Source organism: Flavobacterium sp. LHD-80 (assembly GCF_030929605.1).
Lineage (GTDB): Bacteria > Bacteroidota > Bacteroidia > Flavobacteriales > Flavobacteriaceae > Flavobacterium.
In genome coordinates, this window is sequence record NZ_JAVFVS010000010.1 from 100005 (window position 1) to 123496 (window position 23492).

At 32.7% G+C, this 23492-nt stretch carries 17 protein-coding genes, 1 tRNA gene and 1 pseudogene; 11 read left to right on the forward strand and 8 right to left on the reverse strand.

Translation table 11 applies throughout. The features are described 5' to 3' along the window. The first annotated feature begins 35 nt into the window (after positions 1–35). The 5 genes and pseudogenes from RB619_RS14135 (at position 36) to RB619_RS14150 (ending at position 3080) form a co-directional block, all read left to right on the forward strand. A complete protein-coding gene (locus tag RB619_RS14135) occupies positions 36–281 on the forward strand; it encodes a hypothetical protein (RefSeq protein ID WP_308098527.1) in 246 nt (81 codons plus the stop codon). Between the two features lie 368 nt (positions 282–649). After that, on the forward strand, positions 650–1090 hold the full coding sequence (locus tag RB619_RS14140; RefSeq protein ID WP_308098529.1) for a KTSC domain-containing protein: 441 nt from the start codon (positions 650–652) through the stop codon (positions 1088–1090). A gap of 260 nt (positions 1091–1350) precedes the next feature. Further along, a complete protein-coding gene (locus RB619_RS14145) occupies positions 1351–2112 on the forward strand; it encodes a DUF4369 domain-containing protein (protein ID WP_308098531.1) in 762 nt (253 codons plus the stop codon). Between the two features lie 18 nt (positions 2113–2130). After that, positions 2131–2517, forward strand: a pseudogene (locus RB619_RS21110) (peroxiredoxin family protein); the annotation flags it as partial. A gap of 482 nt (positions 2518–2999) precedes the next feature. Next, positions 3000–3080: transfer RNA gene (locus RB619_RS14150), tRNA-Tyr, on the forward strand. A gap of 148 nt (positions 3081–3228) precedes the next feature. Here RB619_RS14150 and RB619_RS14155 read toward each other — a convergent pair. The 7 genes from RB619_RS14155 to RB619_RS14185 all read right to left on the reverse strand — a co-directional run bounded on the left by RB619_RS14155 (position 3229) and on the right by RB619_RS14185 (position 11723). Continuing rightward, entirely contained in the window at positions 3229–5439 is a 2211-nt protein-coding gene (locus tag RB619_RS14155) for a sensor histidine kinase (RefSeq protein WP_308098533.1), read from the reverse strand. Continuing rightward, positions 5417–5662, reverse strand: a complete 246-nt coding sequence (locus RB619_RS14160; protein WP_308098535.1) for a hypothetical protein — start codon at positions 5660–5662, stop codon at positions 5417–5419. Before RB619_RS14160 ends, RB619_RS14155 begins: the two co-directional genes overlap by 23 nt. 355 nt (positions 5663–6017) lie before the next feature. Then, a complete protein-coding gene (locus tag RB619_RS14165) occupies positions 6018–6494 on the reverse strand; it encodes a TlpA disulfide reductase family protein (RefSeq protein ID WP_308098537.1) in 477 nt (158 codons plus the stop codon). Between the two features lie 14 nt (positions 6495–6508). Beyond that, on the reverse strand, positions 6509–7543 hold the full coding sequence (locus RB619_RS14170; RefSeq protein WP_308098539.1) for a hypothetical protein: 1035 nt from the start codon (positions 7541–7543) through the stop codon (positions 6509–6511). 444 nt (positions 7544–7987) lie between these two features. Further along, positions 7988–10192, reverse strand: coding sequence for a TonB-dependent receptor plug domain-containing protein (locus tag RB619_RS14175; protein WP_308098541.1), 2205 nt, complete (start codon positions 10190–10192; stop codon positions 7988–7990). 153 nt (positions 10193–10345) lie between these two features. Beyond that, complete coding sequence (locus tag RB619_RS14180) at positions 10346–11032, reverse strand: SIMPL domain-containing protein (RefSeq protein WP_308098543.1); 687 nt, start codon at positions 11030–11032, stop codon at positions 10346–10348. Positions 11033–11084: 52 nt separating this feature from the next. Beyond that, entirely contained in the window at positions 11085–11723 is a 639-nt protein-coding gene (locus RB619_RS14185) for a rhomboid family intramembrane serine protease (protein WP_308098545.1), read from the reverse strand. Positions 11724–11835: 112 nt separating this feature from the next. Between RB619_RS14185 and RB619_RS14190 the strand changes: the two genes are divergently transcribed. Continuing rightward, a complete protein-coding gene (locus RB619_RS14190) occupies positions 11836–12708 on the forward strand; it encodes a lysophospholipid acyltransferase family protein (RefSeq protein WP_308098547.1) in 873 nt (290 codons plus the stop codon). Positions 12709–12942: 234 nt separating this feature from the next. Then, positions 12943–14427, forward strand: a complete 1485-nt coding sequence (locus RB619_RS14195; protein ID WP_308098549.1) for a glycosyl hydrolase — start codon at positions 12943–12945, stop codon at positions 14425–14427. Positions 14428–14495: 68 nt separating this feature from the next. Here RB619_RS14195 and glmM read toward each other — a convergent pair whose 3' ends face one another. After that, a complete protein-coding gene (gene glmM / locus RB619_RS14200) occupies positions 14496–15884 on the reverse strand; it encodes a phosphoglucosamine mutase (RefSeq protein WP_308098551.1) in 1389 nt (462 codons plus the stop codon). Between the two features lie 252 nt (positions 15885–16136). Here glmM and RB619_RS14205 point away from each other — a divergent pair, with 252 nt between their 5' ends. The 4 genes from RB619_RS14205 to uvrA all read left to right on the forward strand — a co-directional run bounded on the left by RB619_RS14205 (position 16137) and on the right by uvrA (position 23274). Next, entirely contained in the window at positions 16137–16721 is a 585-nt protein-coding gene (locus RB619_RS14205; RefSeq protein WP_308098553.1) for an acyl carrier protein phosphodiesterase, read from the forward strand. A gap of 30 nt (positions 16722–16751) precedes the next feature. After that, a complete protein-coding gene (gene ggt, locus RB619_RS14210) occupies positions 16752–18434 on the forward strand; it encodes a gamma-glutamyltransferase (RefSeq protein ID WP_308098555.1) in 1683 nt (560 codons plus the stop codon). 80 nt (positions 18435–18514) lie between these two features. Further along, positions 18515–20299, forward strand: coding sequence for a chloride channel protein (locus RB619_RS14215; protein ID WP_308098557.1), 1785 nt, complete (start codon positions 18515–18517; stop codon positions 20297–20299). A gap of 143 nt (positions 20300–20442) precedes the next feature. After that, positions 20443–23274: an excinuclease ABC subunit UvrA gene (uvrA, locus tag RB619_RS14220; RefSeq protein WP_308098559.1), complete on the forward strand. Its 2832-nt coding sequence runs from the start codon at positions 20443–20445 to the stop codon at positions 23272–23274. Positions 23275–23492 lie beyond the last annotated feature (218 nt).

Genomic DNA, 23492 nt, shown 5'->3' on the forward strand with positions numbered 1-23492 from the left:
TTAACTTTGCATCTTCAATTTTAAAATAAAAAACGATGTCTAAAGATTCACATGAAAAAATGCCACAAAAAGGAGTTTACACCGGCATTATCGAAAAAGATGAAAACAATAATTATTTCTGCGGTGAATATCTTTTAGATTATAAGATCGCAAGTACTAATTTTAATATTGGAGACTGGGTTACTATTAAATCTATAATCGAAAACCCAAGTGATATCAGCTACGATAAATATCCAAAGAAATCTAGAAACTTCGATAAGGCAAATCATAAACCGGAATAAGTTTTTTTTTGTTTCAAGTTTCAGGTTTTGTTGGAACGCGTATTTTTTTAACGCAAAGAACGCAAGGTTATTTTTACTGATTGTTATACTTTGAGAATATTAAGTTCGCAAAGCTTTGTCAATACAAAGCTTTGCGAACTTTTCATTTTAATGAATCTCAAAAAAAAACTTAGCGTCCTTTGCGTAAACCTTAGCGAACTTTGCGGTTAAATTCCCCCGGTATTTATTATTAAATTCCCCCGGTATTCAGAATATTTTTTAGTTGAAAACAGAAAAGTTAAAAAAAAGTGTACCTTTGCAAAAAATTTGTCGATTTGAACTAATTAATATCGATTTCAAACTAATAGACAAGTAGTTACCTTTTATTTATGAAAAAAATAGTTGAATACCGTAAGTTACTAAACGTAGAGAAAACTGCAGAGTTAAAAGATTTAAAAACAATTTATCGCAACGCGATGAAAGAATCTCATCCTGATAAATTTGTTGGAAACGAAGCTGGTTTAAAAGAGGCAGAAGAAAAAAGCAAAACAATCATTGAGGCTTACCACTTTTTAGTAAGTATTCACCCTGATACTATTAAACTTAATTTACCAGAATATACAGAAACAATTACAACTTGCACTATTACAGATTATAAATTTGTAGAAGGCCGTTTGATTATTGATTTCTCTAACGGAAGTGTTTACGAATACATTAGTGTTCCTAAAGCAACTTACGTGAAAATGGTAAACGCTGATTCACCAGGAAGATTTGCAAAAAGACATATCTTGAACTCTTTTACTTGGAGAAAGAAAACAAACCAAGAATAGTTTTTACAACAAAAATATACCTAGAAGCACTCCTATCACAGAGTGCTTTTTTTATGCCTAAAAAATGCTAAATTGAATGTTTTCATTCAAAATAAAAATACATTTAATAGTTTTAAATCATATAAAATAGGCAAATCACTTGATTTTAGGGACTTTAGAGTAAAAAAAACTATAACAAAATTTTAGGTTACAAAATTCTTGATGTTCTATATTTTTAAATACTTTTGTTGCACAAATCAATTAACTAATTAATATTTATAATGAAAAAAATATTTTTTTTACTTACAGCTTCTGTAGCTATCATTTCATGCAGCAAAGTTAAAGACGGAGAGTATCTAATTACAGGAACTGCTACTGGAATTGCAAATGGAAAAACAATCATTCTTCAAGGTCAAGATCCAGTAACTCAAATGACAGTTGCTCTTGATACAGTAAAAGTTGAAAACGGAAAATTTGAAATAAAAGGAAAAGTAGCTGAACCAGCTTTTCATACTTTAATTCTTCAAGATGCTAACGCTCCAATTCCATTTATTTTAGAAACTGGAGAAATTGCTATCGCGATTGATAAAGACAGTATTCACAAATCAAAAATATCTGGAACTTACAACAACGAAGAGTTTGTAAAATTCCAAGAAGATCTAAACAAAACTCAAAAGAGATTAATGGATTTTCAAAAAAACAATACTGCTAAAATGCAACAAGCTCAACAAGCTCAAGATACAGCAACTATCAATGGCTTGATGAAACAATATATGGAGATCCAAACAGAAGTTCAAGCTGATACAAAAAAGAAGTATGTAACTTATGCTGAATCTCACCCAAAATCTTTCATTTCTGCTTTAATCGTAAAAGGAATGTCTGAAGATCCAACTGCAGATGCTAAAAAAGTAGAAAGTATTTATAACTCATTAGATGAGTCTGTAAAAAATACTAAGCCTGCAAAAGATGCTAAAACTAAAATTGGTCAAGCAAAATTGCCTGCTGTAGGTGCATCAGCTCCTCCTGTTGGTAGTGCTAAATGAAGAGCAGATTTTTCAGCTCCTAATCCAGAAGGAAAAGTAGTTTCGCTTAAAGAAAGTTTAGGTAAAGTAACTATCGTTGATTTTTGGGCTTCATGGTGCGGACCATGTCGAAAAGAAAACCCGAATGTAGTCGCTATTTATAAAGAATTACATTCAAAAGGATTAAACATTATTGGTGTTTCTTTAGATAAAGAAAAAAGCAAGTGGACAGAGGCTATCGCAAAAGATGGTTTAACTTGGACACATGTTTCAAATCTAAAATTCTGGGATGAACCAATTGCTGCGCAATATCACGTTGAATCAATTCCGGCAACATTTATTCTTGATGCATCAGGAAAAGTAGTTGCACAAGACTTAAGAGGTCCTGAATTGAGAGCAAAAATTTTAGAGCTTTTGGCTAAATAATACTTTATAGTATTCCGAATAAAAAAAATCTCCCTAGTGGAGATTTTTTTGTTTTAATGAAATAATAACGAAACAAAGAATATTTCTTTAAAAAGAATTAAAACATACTGAAAAAGGAAATTTTGAAGAGGACTTAATATGTCGTTGTATTTCTTTTTGAATAAATTAATTACGAAGTAATCTCACATGCGATTTATTCCCACGAAATCTTTCACACTACATCAGTAAAAACAGCACCTAACGTCTTCATAAATCCTGAATTGAACCTAGAAATCATAAAAAACAACCAAAGAATAATCTTACTTTAAAGAATTAATTCCAAAAAAGTACACGAGAGGTGTTTTTTTATTTTATTCAATTCCAATGAATTAAAAAATAACTTTAAAATAACTTAAAATTAAGTCATTTTTTTGTTTGGAAATGTAGAAAGAGTTCCTATCTTTGCCACCGCTTAGAACAACAAAGCACAACAAGCTGAGATCGGGGAGATACTCAAGCGGCCAACGAGGGCAGACTGTAAATCTGCTGTGTGAACTTCGCAGGTTCGAATCCTGCTCTCCCCACAAAAAAGTCCTAATGAAAATTAGGACTTTTTTTATGCGTCGAATTTAACGATTATAATTTCTTTTGAAATCTTAGATTTGATGAATTGGTTTACATTGAGCTCAATTTAATCATTGCGAAATCTCTGTGGCAATTTTGACCTGAATTCTAAATATTTACTACATTATCAGCACCAAACTTTTTACTGATTGGAAATTCAACTTTAAAATCAATTCTCAAAACTGTTCCATTATCATTCTCTATTTTGAGGTTTCCTCCTATATCTTCGGTAAGGCCTTTAATCAAACTCATACCAAATGATTTAGTTTTTTTTTGGTTGAAATCAGTGTCAATACCAATTCCATTATCAGAAATGATCAATTGATAATGACTTGCTGTTCCAGCTTGAAGCGAAACAGCTATTATTCCTGTTCTATCATGCGGAAATGCATATTTTAGAGAATTAGTAATCGCTTCATTCAATATAAGACCTATAGGAACTGCCTGTACCACATCAAGTTCTAACGGATCTATTATTACTTCGAAACGCACTCTTTGTCCTAATGAAAAAGACTCTTTTAGATATCCTACAAGCTCTTTCACGTAATTCTGCATGTTGATTGTCGATACATTTTCAGCACTGTAAAGTTTTTGATGAATAAGAGACATGGAGTATATTCTATTCTGACTGTTTTTTATCGCAGAGAGCGCCTTATCATTATCCAAATAAGCTGATTGCGAATTCAAAAGACTTATAACGGTCTGCAGATTATTTTTTACTCTATGATGAATTTCTTTCAAAAGCCATTCTTTTTCATTCAGCAAATGGCTCAAATTGCTGTTTTTCTGATTGATTTCCTTTTCCTTCTGTTCCAGCTTGGCATTAGTTCTCTGTTTTGCTCGGTATCTGTTAAATAAAAGACCAATAACAGCAACTAACAAAACTAGACTCCAAATCGATACCGTATTTAAAAGTTGTGACTTTTGTAACTCTCTTTCCTGTAATTTTGACTGATCACCTAATAATTTAATTTTTTCTTCCTTATTTTTTGTTTCATATGCTATTTTGAGTTCTTCAATTTGATTGTTTTGTGTACTATTCGAAATTGAATCATATATATTTTTATAATTCTGGAAATGGGTCAATGCTCCCTTATAATTACCCTTCAGGGAATCTGTTTTTGATAGCAAAATTTGAAACATTTCTGAATTGTATGTTTTTTGATGAATTTTGCCTAATAAGAAAACTTTATTAGTATAATACTCGGCAAGCTTAAGGCGATTTGTTTCGGCATAAAATAAAGCCATTTCTGTATATGCAACAGCAACGTCATTAAAGGTATAGGAATCTTTCAGTTGTGCAGCATAGTAATCCATTTCTTTAAAATATTTTTCAGTTTGGATAAAATTTTTCATTCGCATATAACACACAGCTGTTCGATAGGCAAGCAGCATTTTGCCAAATGTGCCTGTTGGTGGATATTTGGTTTTTATCGAACTAATAAAGTCAAGAGCTTCCCTATTCTTTCCCTTATCTGACATGGCATCAATTGCACTAAAAATACTTTGATACCAAAATCCATTATTTAGGACATTCTGACTTACTTCAATACTTTTTTTGAACATTTCCAAGGCTTCCTCATTATAACCCATTGTGTTGTAGACGTCACCAAGTCGCAAATAGGTAATATCCCCTAAAGTAAAATCTTTTTCATCTTCCATTCTTTTTACACTTTTTAAAGCATAATACAAGGCACTTTTATTATTGTGTTGATACAATTCTATAAATGCAATAGTATTTTCTGTAAATTGCTCATGAGTGAAACCAATTTTTCTCAAGTCAATCAGATCTTGATAAAATCTTTTTTTTGCAATATTTATTCGTCCTGTCCAAAAATAAATAGTGCTAAGTCTTTGCTCGCTATCAATCCTTTTTTCCTCTAACCCTAATGATGCGTATAAAAAAGCTACTTCTTTAAAAATTTTTTCTTTTTCAGGATCGAAGTTGGTTAAAAGATTCCCATAACACTCTAAAGCATAAGCAAGAGTAATCTTATTATTCTCCTTTCGGGATTCATTAATAACTTTTTCAAAAGAGTTCTTACCTGCAGACTCATTATTGGCCTGAAAATAGTATCTACCGAGCAAAATTTCGCTTTGATGCTGCCATTTTTTTACCTTAAGCTTATTGCTATAATCAACAGCCTCCTTAATATATCCAAAAGCATTTTGCAAATCCTCAGTTTTGGTTCCTGGCTTAAAGAGATAAAGGCTTCCAAGCTGCAACAATAATTTAATCCTTTCATCATCTTTGGATGTAGCAAGGAGTCTTTTTGCCAAGCTAATATTTCCTTTGTCAATTAAGTCCTGAACCATCATTATAACCTTCATCATAAGCAAGTGAAACAGGCAATTTATAAGCTTTGCTTGCTAAAACCAACGAACTATCAACGTCGATTGCACCTTGGTTGGTTCCGTATAAAAAATTAGCGCAGGATTTAATTAAATATCTTTTTTTAGCCAAATCATATTTACTTACTGACGGTGATAATTGAGCTGAAGAAGTTATTGAAAAGAAAAATAATAAGCAAAGTTGTCTCATATCTACAGTAGAATTTATTTATTAAAAACAATAATTTATATTGGCAATAAATATCAGAAAAATTTTCACAAAACCTACCTATCCACCACATAATCATTAAATTAGTTTTAATATACATATATAATTAACTAATTTCATATGAATACATCAAAATATAACACATTATCATTATCTCCATTTATTGTAGAAAAATAGAGCGTTTTTTTTTATTACAGTTCTAAGTTGGAGGTGATGTCTTTTTACAAAAAAAAACAAGACGGCTTACAGCAAAAGAGGCTAACGTCTTGTTTTTTTGATATCAATAGATCAGATCAACTCGATCTACTTCTTATAATTCTTTTGCGCTTAGCTTTTTTTACTTGATAAGCGCTGATTCCAACTGTTGTATTAACACTTCTCTTTTCATAGGATATCCTGCTTTCGAAAGCTCATAACTGCCATCCTTACTTAAGACAATATAGGTTGGATACCCATCCCCTTTGGTTTTAGTCATAATATCTTTTGTTAGCGCCTCATTCGCAAGAATGTGAAATCCTTCTAAACTTTCATACGAGATGAACTTTTTCCAGTTCTCAGGATTATGGCTATCATGATTGGCAACATATAGGAATTGAATGTCTTTATCTTTGAAATAATCATGCAAAGCCTTACTGTGCTCATTGATTTCTTTTCGGCAAGGTGCACACCATGTCCCCCACATATCAATCAAAACGGTCTTTCCTTTAAACTGGCCAATGATTTCCTCAAAAGTTTTCAACTGATCCCCTTTGTCAACAAAAACCATTTTATCATTCAAAGGTTTTTTATTCTTTTCAATGATTTCGTTAATCATGGGTTCAAATTGATTTATGTAGTTGCTATTAGGGAACTTATTCTTGAAATTTTCGAAGATTTGGGGCAAATTTTTATTATTCTCATCATAAAGAGATTGTGTAAAAAACACCGCATAAGCATATTCTGCAGATTTTCCGGTATAATATTTTTGAATAATTTTCTCTGTAAATAGATTTGTCCTATCAGCAAAAAAAAGTCTACAGAAGCATTATACCATTCCTTAAAAAAGACCTCTTTATTAGCCCCAGAAGCCTCGCGCCATAGTTCTTCTTTTTTTCGTCCTAAAATATCAAAAACAAAACAACGATAATAGGGAGCATTAATAGCTTCATCATTGTTGATTTTAATTTTAGAAAATAATTCCTCCCTACATTTTTTCCATTTATTCAAATTACGGGCATAAGCCTTTTGATTATTAAATTTGTTATTTTGCTCAAAGGAATAAAAAGCTTCAGGAGCTAAATATTCTAGATTAATTTGCCATGTTTTTATAAATTCCTTTGAAGGTTTATGGGTTTTGATATATTTATCCAGAACGCTTTTATTTTTTAATGCAATGCTTTCAATTTCTTTATAAACCCTATCAGGAAGAGTATCGCCTTCAAATTTTTGCTCGTCAAAGCGTGACAAAGAATTTAGCAACTGGTTATTCTCTTGATGTGATCCCGTAACTTTAATATTTTCTGCTTTTAATGATGAATCAATTGTAATGCGAAGATCATCTCCTGGCGAAATAAATAAATCACATGACGTTAAGGTCATCGTGCTCTTAATATAATAAACAAAAGCAACGATTTGAGGATGTGAAATATCAATTTCAATATTAAAATTTCCTTTTGAATCTATAGGAATTTGAACGGAAGAATCCTCGTGTTTGCTGTCAAAATATTTGTTCAGCAAAGATATATGAACCCCATTTGGTACTTTTTCAAAAACCCCTTTAATTATGACTTTCTGTGCAAAAGCTGAAAAAGAAAAAGTTAGAAAAAAAAGTATGGCAAAGAATTGCCCTGACAATAAAGAAATCTGGTTTTTACTTGGTTTCATGATTAAATATTTAGTTCTCTACTTAAAAAATTCAAATAGATTTGTTTGAGAATATTGTACCGGTTAGATGTATTATTTTTCATACTAATATATAAGTGTATAAAACCATCTATATCCCCTAATCCAAAATGCGTTTTTTCTTGTTTTTTTTACGTATTCCGTATTTAGATCAATATCATTATTACCAAATAACTCTTCTAACAATCAGCTCAATTGGAATTTTTATTTAATAGAACTTTCAACCGTAACTGAAAAAATCAGACTTTGTTTTTAGTTTAATGTCCTCTCATTTAAAAAAAAAACTGCGAAAAAGCTTCAGCCTTTTCGCAGTTTTTTTGTTTGTTAAAAATCTAATTTATCAATCAGGAATTTGACTTTTGTTTAGTTCCTAATTATTATTTCGTTGGAATAATTCGCTATAAGCTGAAGAATTGTTTACTAAAACTACCAGCTATATTTCAAAATCAATCTTGCATTAAATGGAGTTCCAGCCGTAAAATGAATTTCTTCAACCGGATCGGTTTCGTTGGCTAATCTAGATTCTGTCAGGAATTGAGTTTCTTTCCATTTTGTATTGAAAATGTTATCAATATTTACTCCTATTGATACTTTTTTAATTTGATAATTTACCGAAAAATCTGTGATGCAATATCCTTTAGCTACTACCGAATTATCTTCATTCGCCGGACGGTCACCTAAAAATCGTGTTCTTAAGCTTCCTGAAAACCCTTTTAAATCTTTCACCGAAAATCCGTTCATTAAAGTATGTACTGGAGCCAATGGCAAATAATCATTTCCTTTTTGTTCATATAAAGATCTTGCATGCGTATAGGTATAATCTGTGTTCCAGAAAAGCCAATTGGTCAATTGATATCTAAAACCAAAATCAAAACCTTTTCTTTCTGTTTTTCCGCTTGGTTCAACTACCGCTTCATCTCCAACATAAACAAATTCTTGCGCTAAATATAAATACCAAATTGCCGAATTAATAATCATTCTTGGAAAAGGTTTCCAATTAATCCCTAAATCAGCGCCATATGTTTCAGGAAGGATTTTTTCGCCTTTTTGAGCAACCACTACGCGCGTATCATTGCTGTGAAAACCTTTTCCTAATTTTAAGAAATACTGTAATTCGGTATTCTGAGTATATGAAAAATTTAGTTTCGGACTTAAAATTGCTTTTGTCTGCGTTTGATTTGTATAAGTTGGCGCCAATTGATCTTCGTAGCCAAATTTGAAATAATCCAAACGCAAACCTGAATTAATCAGCCATTTTCCAGATGTAAAATCAAAACTAGTATAGGTAAAAAGATTAGTCTGATTAACGTTTCCTAAACTCAAATAATCCAGAACTGTTCTTCTATTTAAGGTATGCGACAATTCAACATCTTTGTTATTATCATTTCGTAATCCAGCTCCTAATCTAAAAACCCATTTTTCATTCAGTTTTTGATCAAATTCAGACTGAAAGCCCACAATAGTCCTGTTTTCTTTTTGTTTGATCTGGTCGCCATTTACTGGATCATTCAGAAAAAAAGTAAAATTAGAATACAATTCAAAATCGTATTTGCTCAAATATGCCGTGTTTTTAATCTTTGTATTTTCATCAATTTTGGCATCATATTGCAAATTAAAATTAGTTCTTCCTGTATTCCCGCCTTCATTTGAATCAATTGCGCCATAATGAGAAATTGTTCCGTCGTTTACAGCACGATCCGGAATCTGTCCGCTTGCGTCCCACTGACTTTTAAAATGTGAAACAGACAATCCTAAATGATCTCCATTATTCATTTTAGCTGTATATTTTCCGAATAGATTAATTCGGTTAAAATTTTGAGGCGCATCAAAATAACCATCGGTCATCATATATTCTCCTGCAAAATAAGCCGACTGATTTTCTTTATTCAATAAATTAAATACAGCAACAGTTCGAAAAGTATCAAACTGTCCACCTTCAAAAGAAATTGTACTATTCTGCAACGCATTTTTGGTATTAAAACCTACATATCCAGCGGTTGTAAAGTCGCCTTTATCAGCAAAATAGGATCCTTTGTCAAAATCAATATTATCAACGGTTTCAGGAATTACAAAATGAAGATCAGCGTAACCTTGACCGTGCGCGTGCGAAACCATATTTACCGGCATTCCGTCAACAGAAACATTAATATCGGTTCCATGATCACAGTCAAAACCTCTTAGAAAAATTTGTTCTGCTTTTCCGCCACCAGCATGCTGTCCAATAAAAAGCCCTGGAACTTTTCGCAGCAAATCCTGAGAATTGGAAACAGGCTGAATTTCTAAATCAATTTTAGAAATTGTATTTAGATACTTTAAATTATTCGTAATTGTAACCTCTTCCAATAAAAAAGGTTTTTCTTCAAGCTGAATAGAAATTAAATCAACAGATGACACTTGAATGTTCTGTGTCGTATATCCTTGCTTAGAAACCTGAAGACTGTCGCCTATTTTTGTTTCTTCTAAAGCGAATTTTCCATTTATATCCGTATGAGCGTGGGTTTTAGAAACTAAATTTCGAATTAAAACATCAGACAGAGATTTTCCGTCTTTATCATTAATAATTCCATTTATAGATTGTGCTTCGGCATAAAAAGAGGAAATAAAAATTCCAAGTAAAACTAATAATCGCATAAAATACATTTAAAAGTTGCGAAAATAATCAATTACTAAAGAAAGATGCCACTTAAATTACATTAAGTATCAGGAAAAGTATAGAAACAAAAAAATCCAAATCCCAATTTTAAAGTTGGGATTTGGATTTTAAATTATTGGATTTTTAAAAATTTAGTCCAAAATAAAACTCACACTAACATTTGCTGTAATTTCAATTTCGCCAATTGCTAGCGTTTCGTTTGATGCTCCAGCGCTATCCATTGCCATAGATTTCATAGCATACATTGGCTGTGGGCGGTAAACTTGTGAGTTATCAGAAATGGTAAAAGCTTTTCCAACTTTTTGACCTAAAACCGATACATAATCCTCAGCTTTTGATTTAGCATCTTTCATTGCTAATTTTCTAGCTTCAATCTGCAATTGCGCTTCTTTTGAAGATTCAAAAGTAACTCGGTCAATTCTGTTTATTCCTTGCTGTACCAAACCTTCCATTAGTTCATCGTATTTAGATAAATCTTTTACGATAATTTCTACAGTTTGCGTCGCATTATAACTCGTTTTTTTCTTTTCGTAATCATACTGCGGATTCAAAGCTACTTGTTTTGTTTTGAAATCAGCTGTTGGGATATTCATCTTTTTAATGAATTTTAAAACAGCGTCCATTTTCTCGTCATTTTGTTTTTTGACGTCTTTAGCATTATTCCCTTTTGTTTCAACCGTAGCCGAAATACAAACCTGATCAGGTGCTACTTTTACTTTTCCTTCGCCGTTAACATTGATAAGAGGCATTTGTTTGGTTTCTTGGCCGTAAGACATAGTCATAAACATGATTGTTAAAAATAATACTACTTTTTTCATTTTTGTTATATTTTAAATTATTGATAAGGGCATTTCAAAAGTTGTGCCAGCCTTACAATTTTCCTAATTTAGCCATTCCAAAAAGTATAATAATTGGAACTAGAAGCAAAATAACAATGAAAGTATGATCAGTAATTAATGAAGGTTGTTTTATCAAAGTAATCAAATATCCTCCTATAGCACCTCCAAAGTGGGCCGTATGTCCAATATTATCATTTTTTGCTTTCATTCCATAAATGGAATACAACAAATATAAAATTCCGAAAATATAACCTTGAATTGGTATGACACCATAGATCAACAACTCATTATTTGGTTCTAATAAAATGGAAGAATACAAAACTCCCATTACCGCTCCCGAAGCTCCAACGGCACGATAGCTGTAGTCGTTTTTATGAAACATCATTGTAAGAAGATTTCCAAAAATCAAACTTCCAAAATAAATTAAAATAAACGAAAAAGCGTGAAGATTGTCTATAACAGTTGGCGCAAAAAAGTAAAGAGTCAGCATATTAAATATTAAATGCATCATATCTACATGCAAAAAACCGGAAGAGAACATTCTTATTTGTTCTCCTGAACGAATACTTCCTACGTGAAATTCGTATTTTCTAAAAAAAGAAAGATCATTAAAACCTTTGTAACTAATAACAGCATTGGCAACGATAATCCCTGCTAAAATAATATTCATAAAATATATTTAATTTGAATGGTAAATATAGTTATTCTTAAACATATGTTAGGGTTAAACCGAAATATCGCTGGCTATAAATTTTTGATTTATATTTGTAAAAAAAAAATAAATGCAGTTTCTTGTCTATATTTTAGCCTACCCTTTGCTTTGGCTTATTTCTATACTTCCATTTCGTTTGTTTTACTTGTTTTCAGATTTCGTCTACTTTCTGGTTTATCATGTTATTGGCTACAGAAGAAAAGTCGTTCGAGCGAATCTTGCATTGGCTTTGCCTCATTTAAATGATTCAGAAAGAAAAATTATCGAGAAAAAATTCTATAAACATATGTGTGATATGTTTTTGGAGATGATAAAAACCATGAGCATTTCTCCGAAAGAAATGGAAAAGAGATTTCAGGTAACTAATCTTGATTTAGTTTTGGATTATGCGAAAAAAGGCAAAAGCGTTATTCTTGTAGCTTCACATTATGCAAGTTATGAATGGCTTATGACAATTAATCCGAAAATTGGTTTTCAGGGCGTTGCTGTTTACAAAAAACTGGCGAATCCTTATTTTGATAAATTGGTTCGAAAAATCCGTTCAAAATACAATACCGAAATGATCGAAACCAAAAAAGCAATCCCAACAATGGCACAAAACCAGCGTGACGGAATTTTAAGCATGTATGGTTTGGCAAGTGATCAATCGCCAAAATTGGACCGAATTTTTCATTCGATGAAATTTATGGGCGTTGAAGTTCCTGTACACACTGGCGCAGAAATGCTGGCAAAAAAATATGATTTGAGTGTTATTTTCGTAAACGTAAAAAAAATCAAGAGAGGATTTTATGAAGCAACATTTATTCCGATTGCTGATAATCCGAAAGATTATGAAGATTTTAAAATTACAGAAAAGTATTTGAACGAAGTCGAAAAGCAAATTCTTGCAAAACCAGAATATTATTTATGGACGCACAAAAGATGGAAACATCGCGTTCAATAATAACTTCAAACAAAAAAATCAAAGTCCAAAAAAGATAAATCCTTTTTTGGGCTTTTTTATTTTATGGAAATTTCACAAAACTGGAAAATGAAGTTTTAAAACCTTTAAAAGAAAGACTTTGATGTGTTTTTGTAATGATTTTTTATGACGTTGGAACAAATACAAATTTATACAAACAGTATACATTTGGAGTTAGCTAAAACTTTCCAAAAAACCACTATAAAATTAAAACCCATGATCAAAAAATTACTTTTCATTTTTTTAATACTCAGTTTTTCAAAACCTGTCTTTGCTCAAAGTCCAAAAAGAGGGATTGCTTACGGAAATAATTCACTTGCCGATTTACAAGCTTTGAAACCCGGAATCTCTTGGTGGTACAATTGGGGCAGAACTCCTGAAAATGATGTCAATGCCAATTACGCTTCTTTGGGAGTTGAATATGTGCCAATGGCTTGGGGAAAATTAAATGATAATGAGCTACAGACTTTTATCAATAGTATTAAGCCCGGAGCTAAGTATTTGCTCGCATTCAATGAACCAAATTTTAACGACGGAGCACGCCTAACACCTCAAGAAGCCGTAAATGCTTGGGCAAATGTTGAAAAAGTTGCTGCTGCAAAAAACTTAGAAATCGTCAGTGCATCGCCTGCTTATAATGGTCCAAATAATTACGGTGGATACAGCAGTCCGGTTGTCTGGCATACTGAATTTTTTAATTTATGTCCAACTTGCAAAGTCGATTATATTGCTTTTCATACTTATGATGACTCTGCTGGTTCTGTTGTTGGAGTTACAGGAAATTTAAAAGCATTTAACCGCCCAATCTGGGTAACTGAGTTTGCAAATCGAGTGATTCAAAGCGAAGCTGATAAAATCAGTTTTATGAAAGCGGTTGTGAGCAGTTTTGAAAATGATCCAGATATTTACCGATATTCTTGGTTTACAGGCCGTGTTCCAGCAGATTGGATTGACATGCAGGAAGGACAATTACTGAGTCCGACAAGTGGCGTTTTAAAGCCAATTGGAACAGCGTATATTAATGAAAGTTATACTTCTAAAAAAATGAACGTTCCAGGAAAAGTACCTGCGAATAAACATTACCGAAGAAGAGGAACCGGATTACAGGCTTCTCAGGACACTGGTGGAGGCGAACACGTATCGTCAATACAAGTTGGCGACTGGAATGAATTTTTATTGAACGTTGCTGATGCAGGAACTTACAACATAACGTTTAGAGTTGCAGCACCGACTAACAGCGGAAAATTTGATATTCTGGTAAACGAAACTACAGTAAAAACCGATGAAACTTTTCCAGCCACAGGAGATTGGCAAATTTTCACCAATAAAGAAGTAAACGGCGTTTATTTGCCAAAAGGCGAAGTGTACATGAAAATCAAATTCAAATCTGACGGAATGAATTTCAATTATATGGATTTTTCGTTAGTAAATCTGGGCGTTAATGATCCTATCGCCGAAAAAGATTCATTTACTATTTATCCAAATCCAGTAAAAAGCCAATCGACACTTCATATCAAATCAGTCGATACCGAGCCTTTATTCATACAAGTTATTGACATGAAAGGAATTGTTTGCTACCAATCAAAAGATCATTTTACTAATGAAGATATTAAAATTGGAGACAGGCTTGCGTCTGGAGTTTATATCGTAAAAGCCTCTTATGGAAAAATTCAAAAATCAATCAAAATAATAAAATATTAGAATTTCATAAAACTGAAAAATCCTCTTTTGAAATTTCAAAAGAGGATTTTTTTATTTAAATCGAAAGATTATAATCCTGCGATTACTTTAATTTCATCAATAATTCTTAATGCCAATTTATCAGCTGCTTCCTGCGTTGCTGATTCCGTATAAATACGAATAATAGGTTCTGTATTTGATTTTCTTAAATGAACCCATTCTTCAGCAAAATCAATTTTTACACCATCAATAGTCGAAATATCTTCGTTTTTATATTTCTCTGTCATTTGAGTTAAAATGGCATCAACATCAATTTGCGGTGTCAATTCGATTTTGTTTTTGCTCATATAATATTCTGGATAAGAAGCTCTCAAAGCAGAAACCGACATTTTTTTATTTGCTAAATGCGTTAAAAACAAAGCTACACCTACCAAGCTGTCTCTTCCGTAATGCAATTCAGGATAAATGATACCACCGTTTCCTTCTCCGCCAATAATTGCATTATTTTTTTTCATTAATTCTACTACGTTCACCTCTCCTACTGCGCTCGCTTCATAATTTCCATTATGCGCTTTTGTAACATCGCGCAACGCACGTGATGATGACATATTCGAAACTGTATTTCCAGGAGTTTTGCTCAAAACATAATCGGCACAAGCTACTAAAGTATATTCTTCACCAAACATTTCTCCGTCTTCGCTGATGAAAGCCAAACGATCAACATCTGGATCAACCACAACTCCTAAATGTGCTTTTTCTTTAACTACTAATTCAGAAATATCAGTTAAATGCTCTTTTAAAGGTTCTGGATTATGAGGGAAATGTCCGTTTGGTTCGCAGTACAATTTCACTACTTCAACGCCCATTAATTCTAATAATTTCGGAATAATAATTCCTCCTGATGAATTTACTCCATCAACAACCACTTTAAATTTAGCCGCTTTTACTGCTTCAATATCAACTAAAGGCAAGTTTAAAACTTCGTCAATATGAATATCCATATAAGCGTCATTTGAAATTATTTCGCCCAAATTATCAACATCAGAAAAATCAAAAGCTTCAGCTTCTGCAATTTCAAGAATTTTAGCGCCATCAGCACCGCTTAAAAACTCCCCTTTTTCATTCAATAATTTTAACGCATTCCATTGTTTTGGATTATGAGAAGCTGTCAGGATAATTCCTCCATCTGCTTTTTCTAACGGAACAGCAACTTCAACAGTTGGTGTTGTTGAAAGTCCAAGATCAATTACATCAATTCCTAAACCAATCAAAGTATTCACAACCAAATTGTGAATCATTGGTCCAGAAATTCTGGCATCACGACCAATTACAACCGTTAATTTTTCTTTTGAAGTGTTATTTTTTAGAAACGTTCCGTAAGCCGATGCAAATTTCACAGCGTCAACTGGAGTTAAGTTATCACCTACTTTTCCACCAATTGTTCCGCGAATTCCGGATATAGATTTTATTAAAGTCATTTTTGTGAGTTAAGGTTATTTTATTACAAATATAGAAAAGATGCTAAGGTTCTAAGATACTAAGGTGCTAAGATTTTTTAAAAAGTTTCTAGGTTGTCATGATTTTAAATAATTATCAAGTTTAGAGACTGCACAACGCTTCAATAAATTGATATTAAAAACTTTTCATACATTTACTAAAATAACTTATTTTTTTGCAACTTAAAACCTTAGAATCTTAGTATCTTAGAACCTTAGCATCTTAAAAAAAAAATGAACTTCCTTGCCCACATATACCTTTCCGGCGATAATGATTTAATCAAAATTGGCAATTTTATGGCCGATGGCATTCGCGGAAAACAATTTGAACATTTTCCAGAAGATGTTCAAAAAGGAATTCTTTTGCACCGATTTATTGATACTTATACAGATTCGCACGATATTTTTAGACAAAGTACCAAACGTTTGCATGAAAAATATCATCATTACGCGGGTGTAATTGTAGATATTGTGTACGATCATTTTTTAGCTAAAAATTGGACTAAATATTCCGATGAAAATTTGGAAAGTTTCATCAACCGATTTTATAAATCATTAGACGAAAACTATTCCATTTTAACGGAGAAAACCCAAGGATTAATGCCGTATATGATTGAAAGAAATTGGCTTTTAAGCTACAGAACCGTTGAAGGAATTCATCAAATCTTGACTCAAATGGACCGAAGATCTAGAAACGTTTCAAAAATGCAGTTTGCAAGCGAAGAATTAAAAGAATTTTATTCCGAATTTGAGCAGGAATTCACTGTTTTTTTTGAAGACCTCAGACTTCACGCCAATCAAAAATTACTATCCTTATAAAATCAAACCGATTTAATATTTATGCTTTTTATGAAAAAAAATTCGTTTTTATTCTGTCTTATATCAATTTGCAGTTTTGCTCAGCAAGCTGTGCATCCAACAGGTTTTACCGCTTCAAAAGCAATGGTTGTTTCAGCTCGAGAAGAAGCCTCAAAAATTGGTGTCGAAATAATGAAGAAAGGCGGTAATGCATTTGACGCAATGGCAGCAACAGAATTAGCCTTAGCAGTAGCTTATCCATATGCAGGAAATTTAGGCGGAGGTGGATTTATGGTATACCGAAAAGCAAATGGCGAAGTTGGAAGTCTTGATTACAGAGAAAAAGCACCACTTGCTGCAACAAAAAATATGTTTCTGGATAAAGATGGAAATGTCATAAAAGGGAAAAGTACTGAAACGGCTTTGGCAATTGGAGTTCCAGGAACCATTGCTGGCGTTTTTGCTGTTCATAAAAAATTAGGTTCACTGCCAATGTCCGAAATCTTAAAACCAGTAATTGCACTTGCAGAAAGAGGCGTTGTTGTTACTTTAAAACAGCAAAAGCAATTAGAATCCTATCATGATGCCATTGTAAAAGTGAACGGACCAAATACACTTATGGCTAAAAACTTTAAAGAAAAAGACACGATAAAATATCCGGCACTAGCCAATACCTTAAAACGAATTTTAAAAAATGGAAAAGACGAGTTTTACAAAGGCAAAACAGCACAAATTCTAGTTGATTATTTAAAGAAAAAAGGAAGCATTATTACGCTTAAAGATTTGGCACTTTATGAAGCAAAATGGAGAAAGCCACTTCAATTTGATTACAAAGATTTAAAAATTACTTCAATGGCGCCTCCAAGCAGTGGCGGAATTTGTCTAGCTCAGATTATGAAAATGATTTCTCCATTTTATCTTTCAAAAATGGGACATAACTCAGAGCAATCAATACAAGTTATTGTGGAAGCAGAAAGAAGGGCTTATGCCGATAGAAGCCAATTTTTGGGAGATCCAGATTTTGTGAAAATTCCAATTAATGGTCTTTTGGCTGATGATTATCTTAAAGGGCGAATGTCAAATTTTGATGCAGAAAAAGCCACTTTGTCATCAGATATTAAAGAAGGAACAGTGACTTATAATGAAAGTACAGAGACAACCCATTATTCAATTGTAGATCAATTTGGAAACGCCGTTTCGGCCACAACGACAATCAATGACGGATTTGGATCGAAATATTATTGCGATGAATTAGGCTTTTTCTTAAACAATGAAATGGATGATTTTAGTGCAAAACCGGGATCTCCGAATATGTTTGGTCTTGTTGGAAATGACGCAAACAGTATTGCTCCACAAAAAAGAATGCTAAGTTCTATGACGCCAACAATTGTAGAAAAAAACGGAAAACTATTTATGGTAGTAGGTTCGCCAGGAGGATCAACAATTATAACTTCTGTTTTGCAAACTATTTTAAATGTTTACGAATATAATTTAAGTATGCAGGAAGCGGTAAATGCACCACGTTTTCATCATCAATGGTTGCCAGATTTGATCACTTTTGAACCTAAAACTTTCAGTGATAAAACATTAGAAAGTTTAAAAGCAAAAGGTTATTTAATAAATGAAAAAACAACTCCGGTAATTGGCAAAGTTGATGCTATTTTAGTCTTGCCTGATAATATGCTAGAAGGTGGTGCTGATTTTCGCGGTGATGATAAGGCAGCAGGATTTTAAAAACATTTACATCAAAAAACTTGAAAAAATTGATTGTTTAGAGCTAAATTTGTATCCCTCTACAACTTTGTAAAAAAATTATGATAAAACGACTTTTTCGAAAATTAGAAACTATTATTGCATTAGCTCAATCATTATTGACGCCAAAGCAGTTTATTTTTTTATCGAGCGTATTAGTCGGTATTTCATGTGCTTTTGCGGTAATTGTTTTAAAAACTTTTGCTCATAGCGTTTTTTCTTTTGCAACCTATATCAGTGGAATTTTAAAACTTAGCTTTATTAACAGTATCCTGCCAATTATTGGAATTCTGCTTACTGTTCTTGTTGTCAAAAAAGTTTTAAACGGAACAATACAAAAAGGAACGTCGCAAATTTTATATGCTGTTGCAAAAAAAGCAAGTATTATCCCTAAAAAACAGATGTATGCGCAAATTGTAACAAGCTCTTTGACTGTAGGTTTAGGAGGTTCTGCCGGATTAGAAAGCCCGATTGTTGTAACTGGAGCTGCTTTTGGATCTAATTATGCTCAAAATTATAAATTAGCTTACAAAGACAGAACCTTACTAATTGGATGCGGTGTTGCTGCCGGAATCGCGGCAGCCTTCAACGCACCAATTGCGGGAGTTCTTTTTGCTATTGAAGTTCTATTAGTTGATGTAAGTATTGCGGCTTTTACCCCAATTATGATTTCTGCCGCTACAGGCGCATTGGTTTCAGCAATTGTTTTAGATGAAACTATTCTTTTATCTTTTAAAAAGCAGGAAGTTTTCAATTACCATAATATTCCTTTTTACGTTATTCTTGGATTTTTGACTGGCTTTATGGCTATTTATTACTCCCGTAACTTTCAGCGTGTTGAGCATTACTTTGGAAAAATGGAAATTGGGCCTTATAAAAAAGCTTTAATAGGATCATCGCTTTTGGCCTTGCTGATTTTTATTTTCCCAACTTTGTTTGGTGAAGGATATGAAAGCATCAAAACTTTATCTGAAAGTGATCCGGGACAATTATTAGACAATACATTATTTGCTAATTTTAGAAACAACCAATGGATTTTGCTACTATTTGTTGGATGTACAATGATGGTAAAAGTTTTTGCTTCCGGACTTACAATTGGAAGCGGTGGTAACGGAGGGAATTTTGCTCCTTCTCTATTTTTAGGTTCTTATTTAGGTTATTTTTTCTCAAAATTTATAAGTTTAACCGGTTTATCAAATTTGCCAATCAGTAACTTTACGATGGTAGGAATGGCCGGAATTTTGAGCGGATTATTTCATGCGCCACTGACCGCAATTTTCCTTATTGCTGAAATAACTGGAGGTTATGGATTAATGATTCCACTTATGATAGTTTCTTCAATCAGTTTCGCAATCTCAAAACGTTTTGAGAAATATTCGCTTGACGTAAAAAATCTGGCTAAAAAAGGGCATGCATTTACTAGCAACAAGGATTCAAATATTTTATCGACTTTAGATATTGACACTATTATTCAGTGCGATTATTTAACGGTTCATCCTGATGAAAATTTAACCAAACTAGTTGATCTTATCTCGCATTCAAATCAAGTTGTTTTTGCCGTTGTCAATAATGAAAAAGACTTGGTTGGTGTTGTGCATTTCAATGATATTCGAGAAATTATTTTTAATGCTTATCGTATCAAATACACTCAAATAAAGGATGTTATGAAAACCCCAGCTGCAACTATTTCTTCTTTTGATAGCATGGAAATCGTTATGAAAAAATTTGAAAATTCGAAATCAGCATTCCTTCCCGTTTTACGAAATGAAAAATATTATGGGTTTATTTCAAAATCTATTGCACTTGAAGCTTATCGAATGAAACTACGTTCGATGACAATTGAGTAAAACTAACAATTACATTTTTTATTTTTATTTTCAAAAGCTCTTTTATAATCAATACCATTTTGTTACCAATTGTAACATAAAGTTTTGCTATCGAGCACAAAAAGAACAAATCAAAGTGGTAACTTTGCGTTTTGCTCAAAATTATGTTAGAAAAAGACAATACTATTGAAGTTCTTGGTGCAAGAGTTCATAATCTTAAAAATATAGACATTTCTATTCCGCGTGAAAAATTGGTTGTAATTACTGGTTTATCAGGTTCGGGAAAATCTTCTTTGGCATTCGATACAATCTATGCCGAAGGTCAGCGTCGTTATGTTGAAACTTTTTCAGCATATGCTAGACAATTTCTTGGAGGCTTAGAACGTCCTGATGTGGACAAAATCGACGGACTTTCTCCAGTTATTGCAATTGAACAAAAAACAACCAGTAAAAGTCCGCGATCAACTGTTGGTACTATTACTGAAATATATGATTTCCTTCGACTTTTGTACGCTCGTGGCGCTGATGCGTACAGTTATAACACAGGCGAAAAAATGGTTTCCTATTCTGATGAACAAATCAAAGATTTGATTATTCAGGATTACAACGGAAAACGAATCAATATTTTGGCTCCCATTATTAAAGCCAGAAAAGGTCATTACGCCGAATTATTTCAACAAATAACCAAACAAGGATTTCTTAAAGTTCGTGTAAATGGCGAAGTTCAGGATTTAGTTTCGGGAATGAAATTAGATCGTTACAAAACGCACGATATTGAAATTGTTGTTGACAGAATGCAGATTGAAGATACACCAGACAATCAGAAAAGATTGGCTGAAAGCATTAATACTGCAATGCATCACGGAGAAAATGTTCTGATGATTTTAGATCAGGATTCAAATGAAGTACGTTATTTCAGTAGAAATTTAATGTGTCCGACAACTGGAATTTCGTACCAAAATCCGGAACCGAATTTATTTTCATTCAACTCTCCAAAAGGTGCTTGTCCACATTGCAACGGATTAGGAACGGTTCATGAAATCAATGTTAAAAAAATAATTCCGAATCCAAAATTATCAATAAAAGCAGGTGGTTTTGTGCCACTTGGAGAATATAAGTCTTCATGGATTTTTAAGCAATTAGAAACTATTGGAGAAAAATTTGGATTTAAGCTTACTGATCCAATTGAGAAAATTCCGGAAGAAGCCATGACCATGATTTTACATGGCGGAAAAGATAAATTTACGGTAAGCTCAAAAGATCTTGGCGTAACAAGAGACTATAAAATTGACTTTGAAGGAATTTCAAATTTCATCAAAAATCAATATGATGAAAGCGCAACAACGAGCATAAAACGTTGGGCAAAAGATTTCATGGACGAAATTCCTTGTCCGGTTTGTGAAGGTTCTCGTCTTAAAAAAGAAGCACAGTTTTTTAGAGTAAATGAAAAAAATATCACCGAATTGTGTGATATGGATATTTCAGATTTAACGGCTTGGTTTCAGGATCTAAATAATCATTTGACAGACAAACAACTTTTGATTGCTTCTGAAGTTGTAAAAGAAATTAAAGATCGTTTGAATTTCCTTATGAATGTTGGTTTGAATTATTTGGCTTTAAGCCGAAGTTCAAAATCGCTTTCGGGCGGTGAAGCGCAACGTATTCGATTGGCAACACAAATTGGTTCGCAATTGGTTGGTGTTTTATACATTTTGGACGAACCAAGTATTGGTTTGCACCAAAGAGATAATGAAAAACTGATTCATTCTTTAGAACAATTACGTGATATTGGAAACTCTGTTATTGTAGTGGAACATGATAAAGACATGATTGAAACGGCTGATTATGTAATTGATATTGGACCGAAAGCTGGAAAATATGGAGGTGAAATCATCAGTATTGGAACTCCTGCAGAAACTCTAAAATCAAACACGATTACCGCTCAATATTTGAATGGTACAATGAAATTAGAGATTCCTAAAAAGCGTCGTGAAGGAAACGGAAAGTTTTTAAAATTGACCGGAGCAACAGGAAATAATTTAAAAAATGTTTCAATCGAAATTCCGTTAGGGCAATTAACTTGTGTAACTGGAGTTTCTGGAAGTGGAAAATCGACTTTGATAAATGAGACGCTCTACCCTATTTTGAATGCGTATTATTTTAATGGCGTAAAAAAACCACAACCTTACAAAAAAATTGAAGGTTTAGAACATATTGACAAAGTAATTGATATTGACCAAAGTCCGATTGGGCGCACGCCGCGCTCGAATCCGGCGACTTATACAGAAGTTTTTACAGAAATCAGAAATTTATTTACCATGACTTCTGAAAGTATGATTCGAGGTTACAAAGCCGGACGTTTCAGTTTCAACGTAAAAGGCGGGCGCTGTGAAACCTGCGAAGGTTCTGGAGTTCGAACAATTGAAATGAACTTTCTTCCAGATGTTTATGTAGAATGCGAAACGTGTCAAGGGAAACGTTTTAACAGAGAAACTTTGGAAATCAGATATAAAGGCAAATCCATTTCGGATGTTTTGGACATGACAGTTGATGAAGCGGTTCCGTTTTTCGAAAATATCCCGAAGATTTACAGAAAAGTAAAAACGATTCAGGATGTAGGTTTAGGTTATATTACACTTGGTCAGCAAAGTACAACGCTTTCTGGCGGTGAAGCACAGCGTATTAAATTAGCCGGAGAGTTATCTAAAAAAGATACCGGAAATACTTTTTATATTTTGGACGAACCAACAACAGGTTTGCATTTTGAAGATATTCGGGTTTTGATGGATGTTATTAATAAATTGGTCGACAAAGGAAATACGATTCTTGTTATTGAACACAATATGGACGTTATTAAACTTGCCGATTATATTATCGATATCGGCCCTGAAGGAGGAAAAGGTGGCGGACAGTTAGTCGCAAAAGGAACTCCGGAAGAAGTGGCAAAAAATAAAAAAAGTTATACGGCTAAGTTTTTGAAGAAAGAGTTAGAGTAAAAAATCAAACTTTGTCAAAGTTTAAAACTTTGACAAAGTTCTTCAAACCAAAAATAATTCCAAAGCAATTTAATTTGGAAAAAAACTTCCATAATCAATTGATAATGAAATTAAACCCTAAATCTCATTATTACCAAAACATTACTTTTAGATTATAACCTTCCCGTTTTGTAACAATTCTAATAAAAAGTGTTAATTTAGCATCCGCCTTTTTTCAA

What these genes read in the sequence shown, in the direction of transcription:
- RB619_RS14135 (WP_308098527.1), top strand. Translation starts at nt 36, where the DNA reads ATGTCTAAAGATTCACATGAAAAAATGCCACAAAAAGGAGTTTACACC.
- RB619_RS14140 (WP_308098529.1), top strand. Translation starts at nt 650, where the DNA reads ATGAAAAAAATAGTTGAATACCGTAAGTTACTAAACGTAGAGAAAACT.
- RB619_RS14145 (WP_308098531.1), top strand. Translation starts at nt 1,351, where the DNA reads ATGAAAAAAATATTTTTTTTACTTACAGCTTCTGTAGCTATCATTTCA.
- RB619_RS14155 (WP_308098533.1), bottom strand. Translation starts at nt 5,439, where the DNA reads ATGATGGTTCAGGACTTAATTGACAAAGGAAATATTAGCTTGGCAAAA.
- RB619_RS14160 (WP_308098535.1), bottom strand. Translation starts at nt 5,662, where the DNA reads ATGAGACAACTTTGCTTATTATTTTTCTTTTCAATAACTTCTTCAGCT.
- RB619_RS14165 (WP_308098537.1), bottom strand. Translation starts at nt 6,494, where the DNA reads ATGATTAACGAAATCATTGAAAAGAATAAAAAACCTTTGAATGATAAA.
- RB619_RS14170 (WP_308098539.1), bottom strand. Translation starts at nt 7,543, where the DNA reads ATGAAACCAAGTAAAAACCAGATTTCTTTATTGTCAGGGCAATTCTTT.
- RB619_RS14175 (WP_308098541.1), bottom strand. Translation starts at nt 10,192, where the DNA reads ATGCGATTATTAGTTTTACTTGGAATTTTTATTTCCTCTTTTTATGCC.
- RB619_RS14180 (WP_308098543.1), bottom strand. Translation starts at nt 11,032, where the DNA reads ATGAAAAAAGTAGTATTATTTTTAACAATCATGTTTATGACTATGTCT.
- RB619_RS14185 (WP_308098545.1), bottom strand. Translation starts at nt 11,723, where the DNA reads ATGAATATTATTTTAGCAGGGATTATCGTTGCCAATGCTGTTATTAGT.
- RB619_RS14190 (WP_308098547.1), top strand. Translation starts at nt 11,836, where the DNA reads ATGCAGTTTCTTGTCTATATTTTAGCCTACCCTTTGCTTTGGCTTATT.
- RB619_RS14195 (WP_308098549.1), top strand. Translation starts at nt 12,943, where the DNA reads ATGATCAAAAAATTACTTTTCATTTTTTTAATACTCAGTTTTTCAAAA.
- glmM (WP_308098551.1), bottom strand. Translation starts at nt 15,884, where the DNA reads ATGACTTTAATAAAATCTATATCCGGAATTCGCGGAACAATTGGTGGA.
- RB619_RS14205 (WP_308098553.1), top strand. Translation starts at nt 16,137, where the DNA reads ATGAACTTCCTTGCCCACATATACCTTTCCGGCGATAATGATTTAATC.
- ggt (WP_308098555.1), top strand. Translation starts at nt 16,752, where the DNA reads ATGAAAAAAAATTCGTTTTTATTCTGTCTTATATCAATTTGCAGTTTT.
- RB619_RS14215 (WP_308098557.1), top strand. Translation starts at nt 18,515, where the DNA reads ATGATAAAACGACTTTTTCGAAAATTAGAAACTATTATTGCATTAGCT.
- uvrA (WP_308098559.1), top strand. Translation starts at nt 20,443, where the DNA reads ATGTTAGAAAAAGACAATACTATTGAAGTTCTTGGTGCAAGAGTTCAT.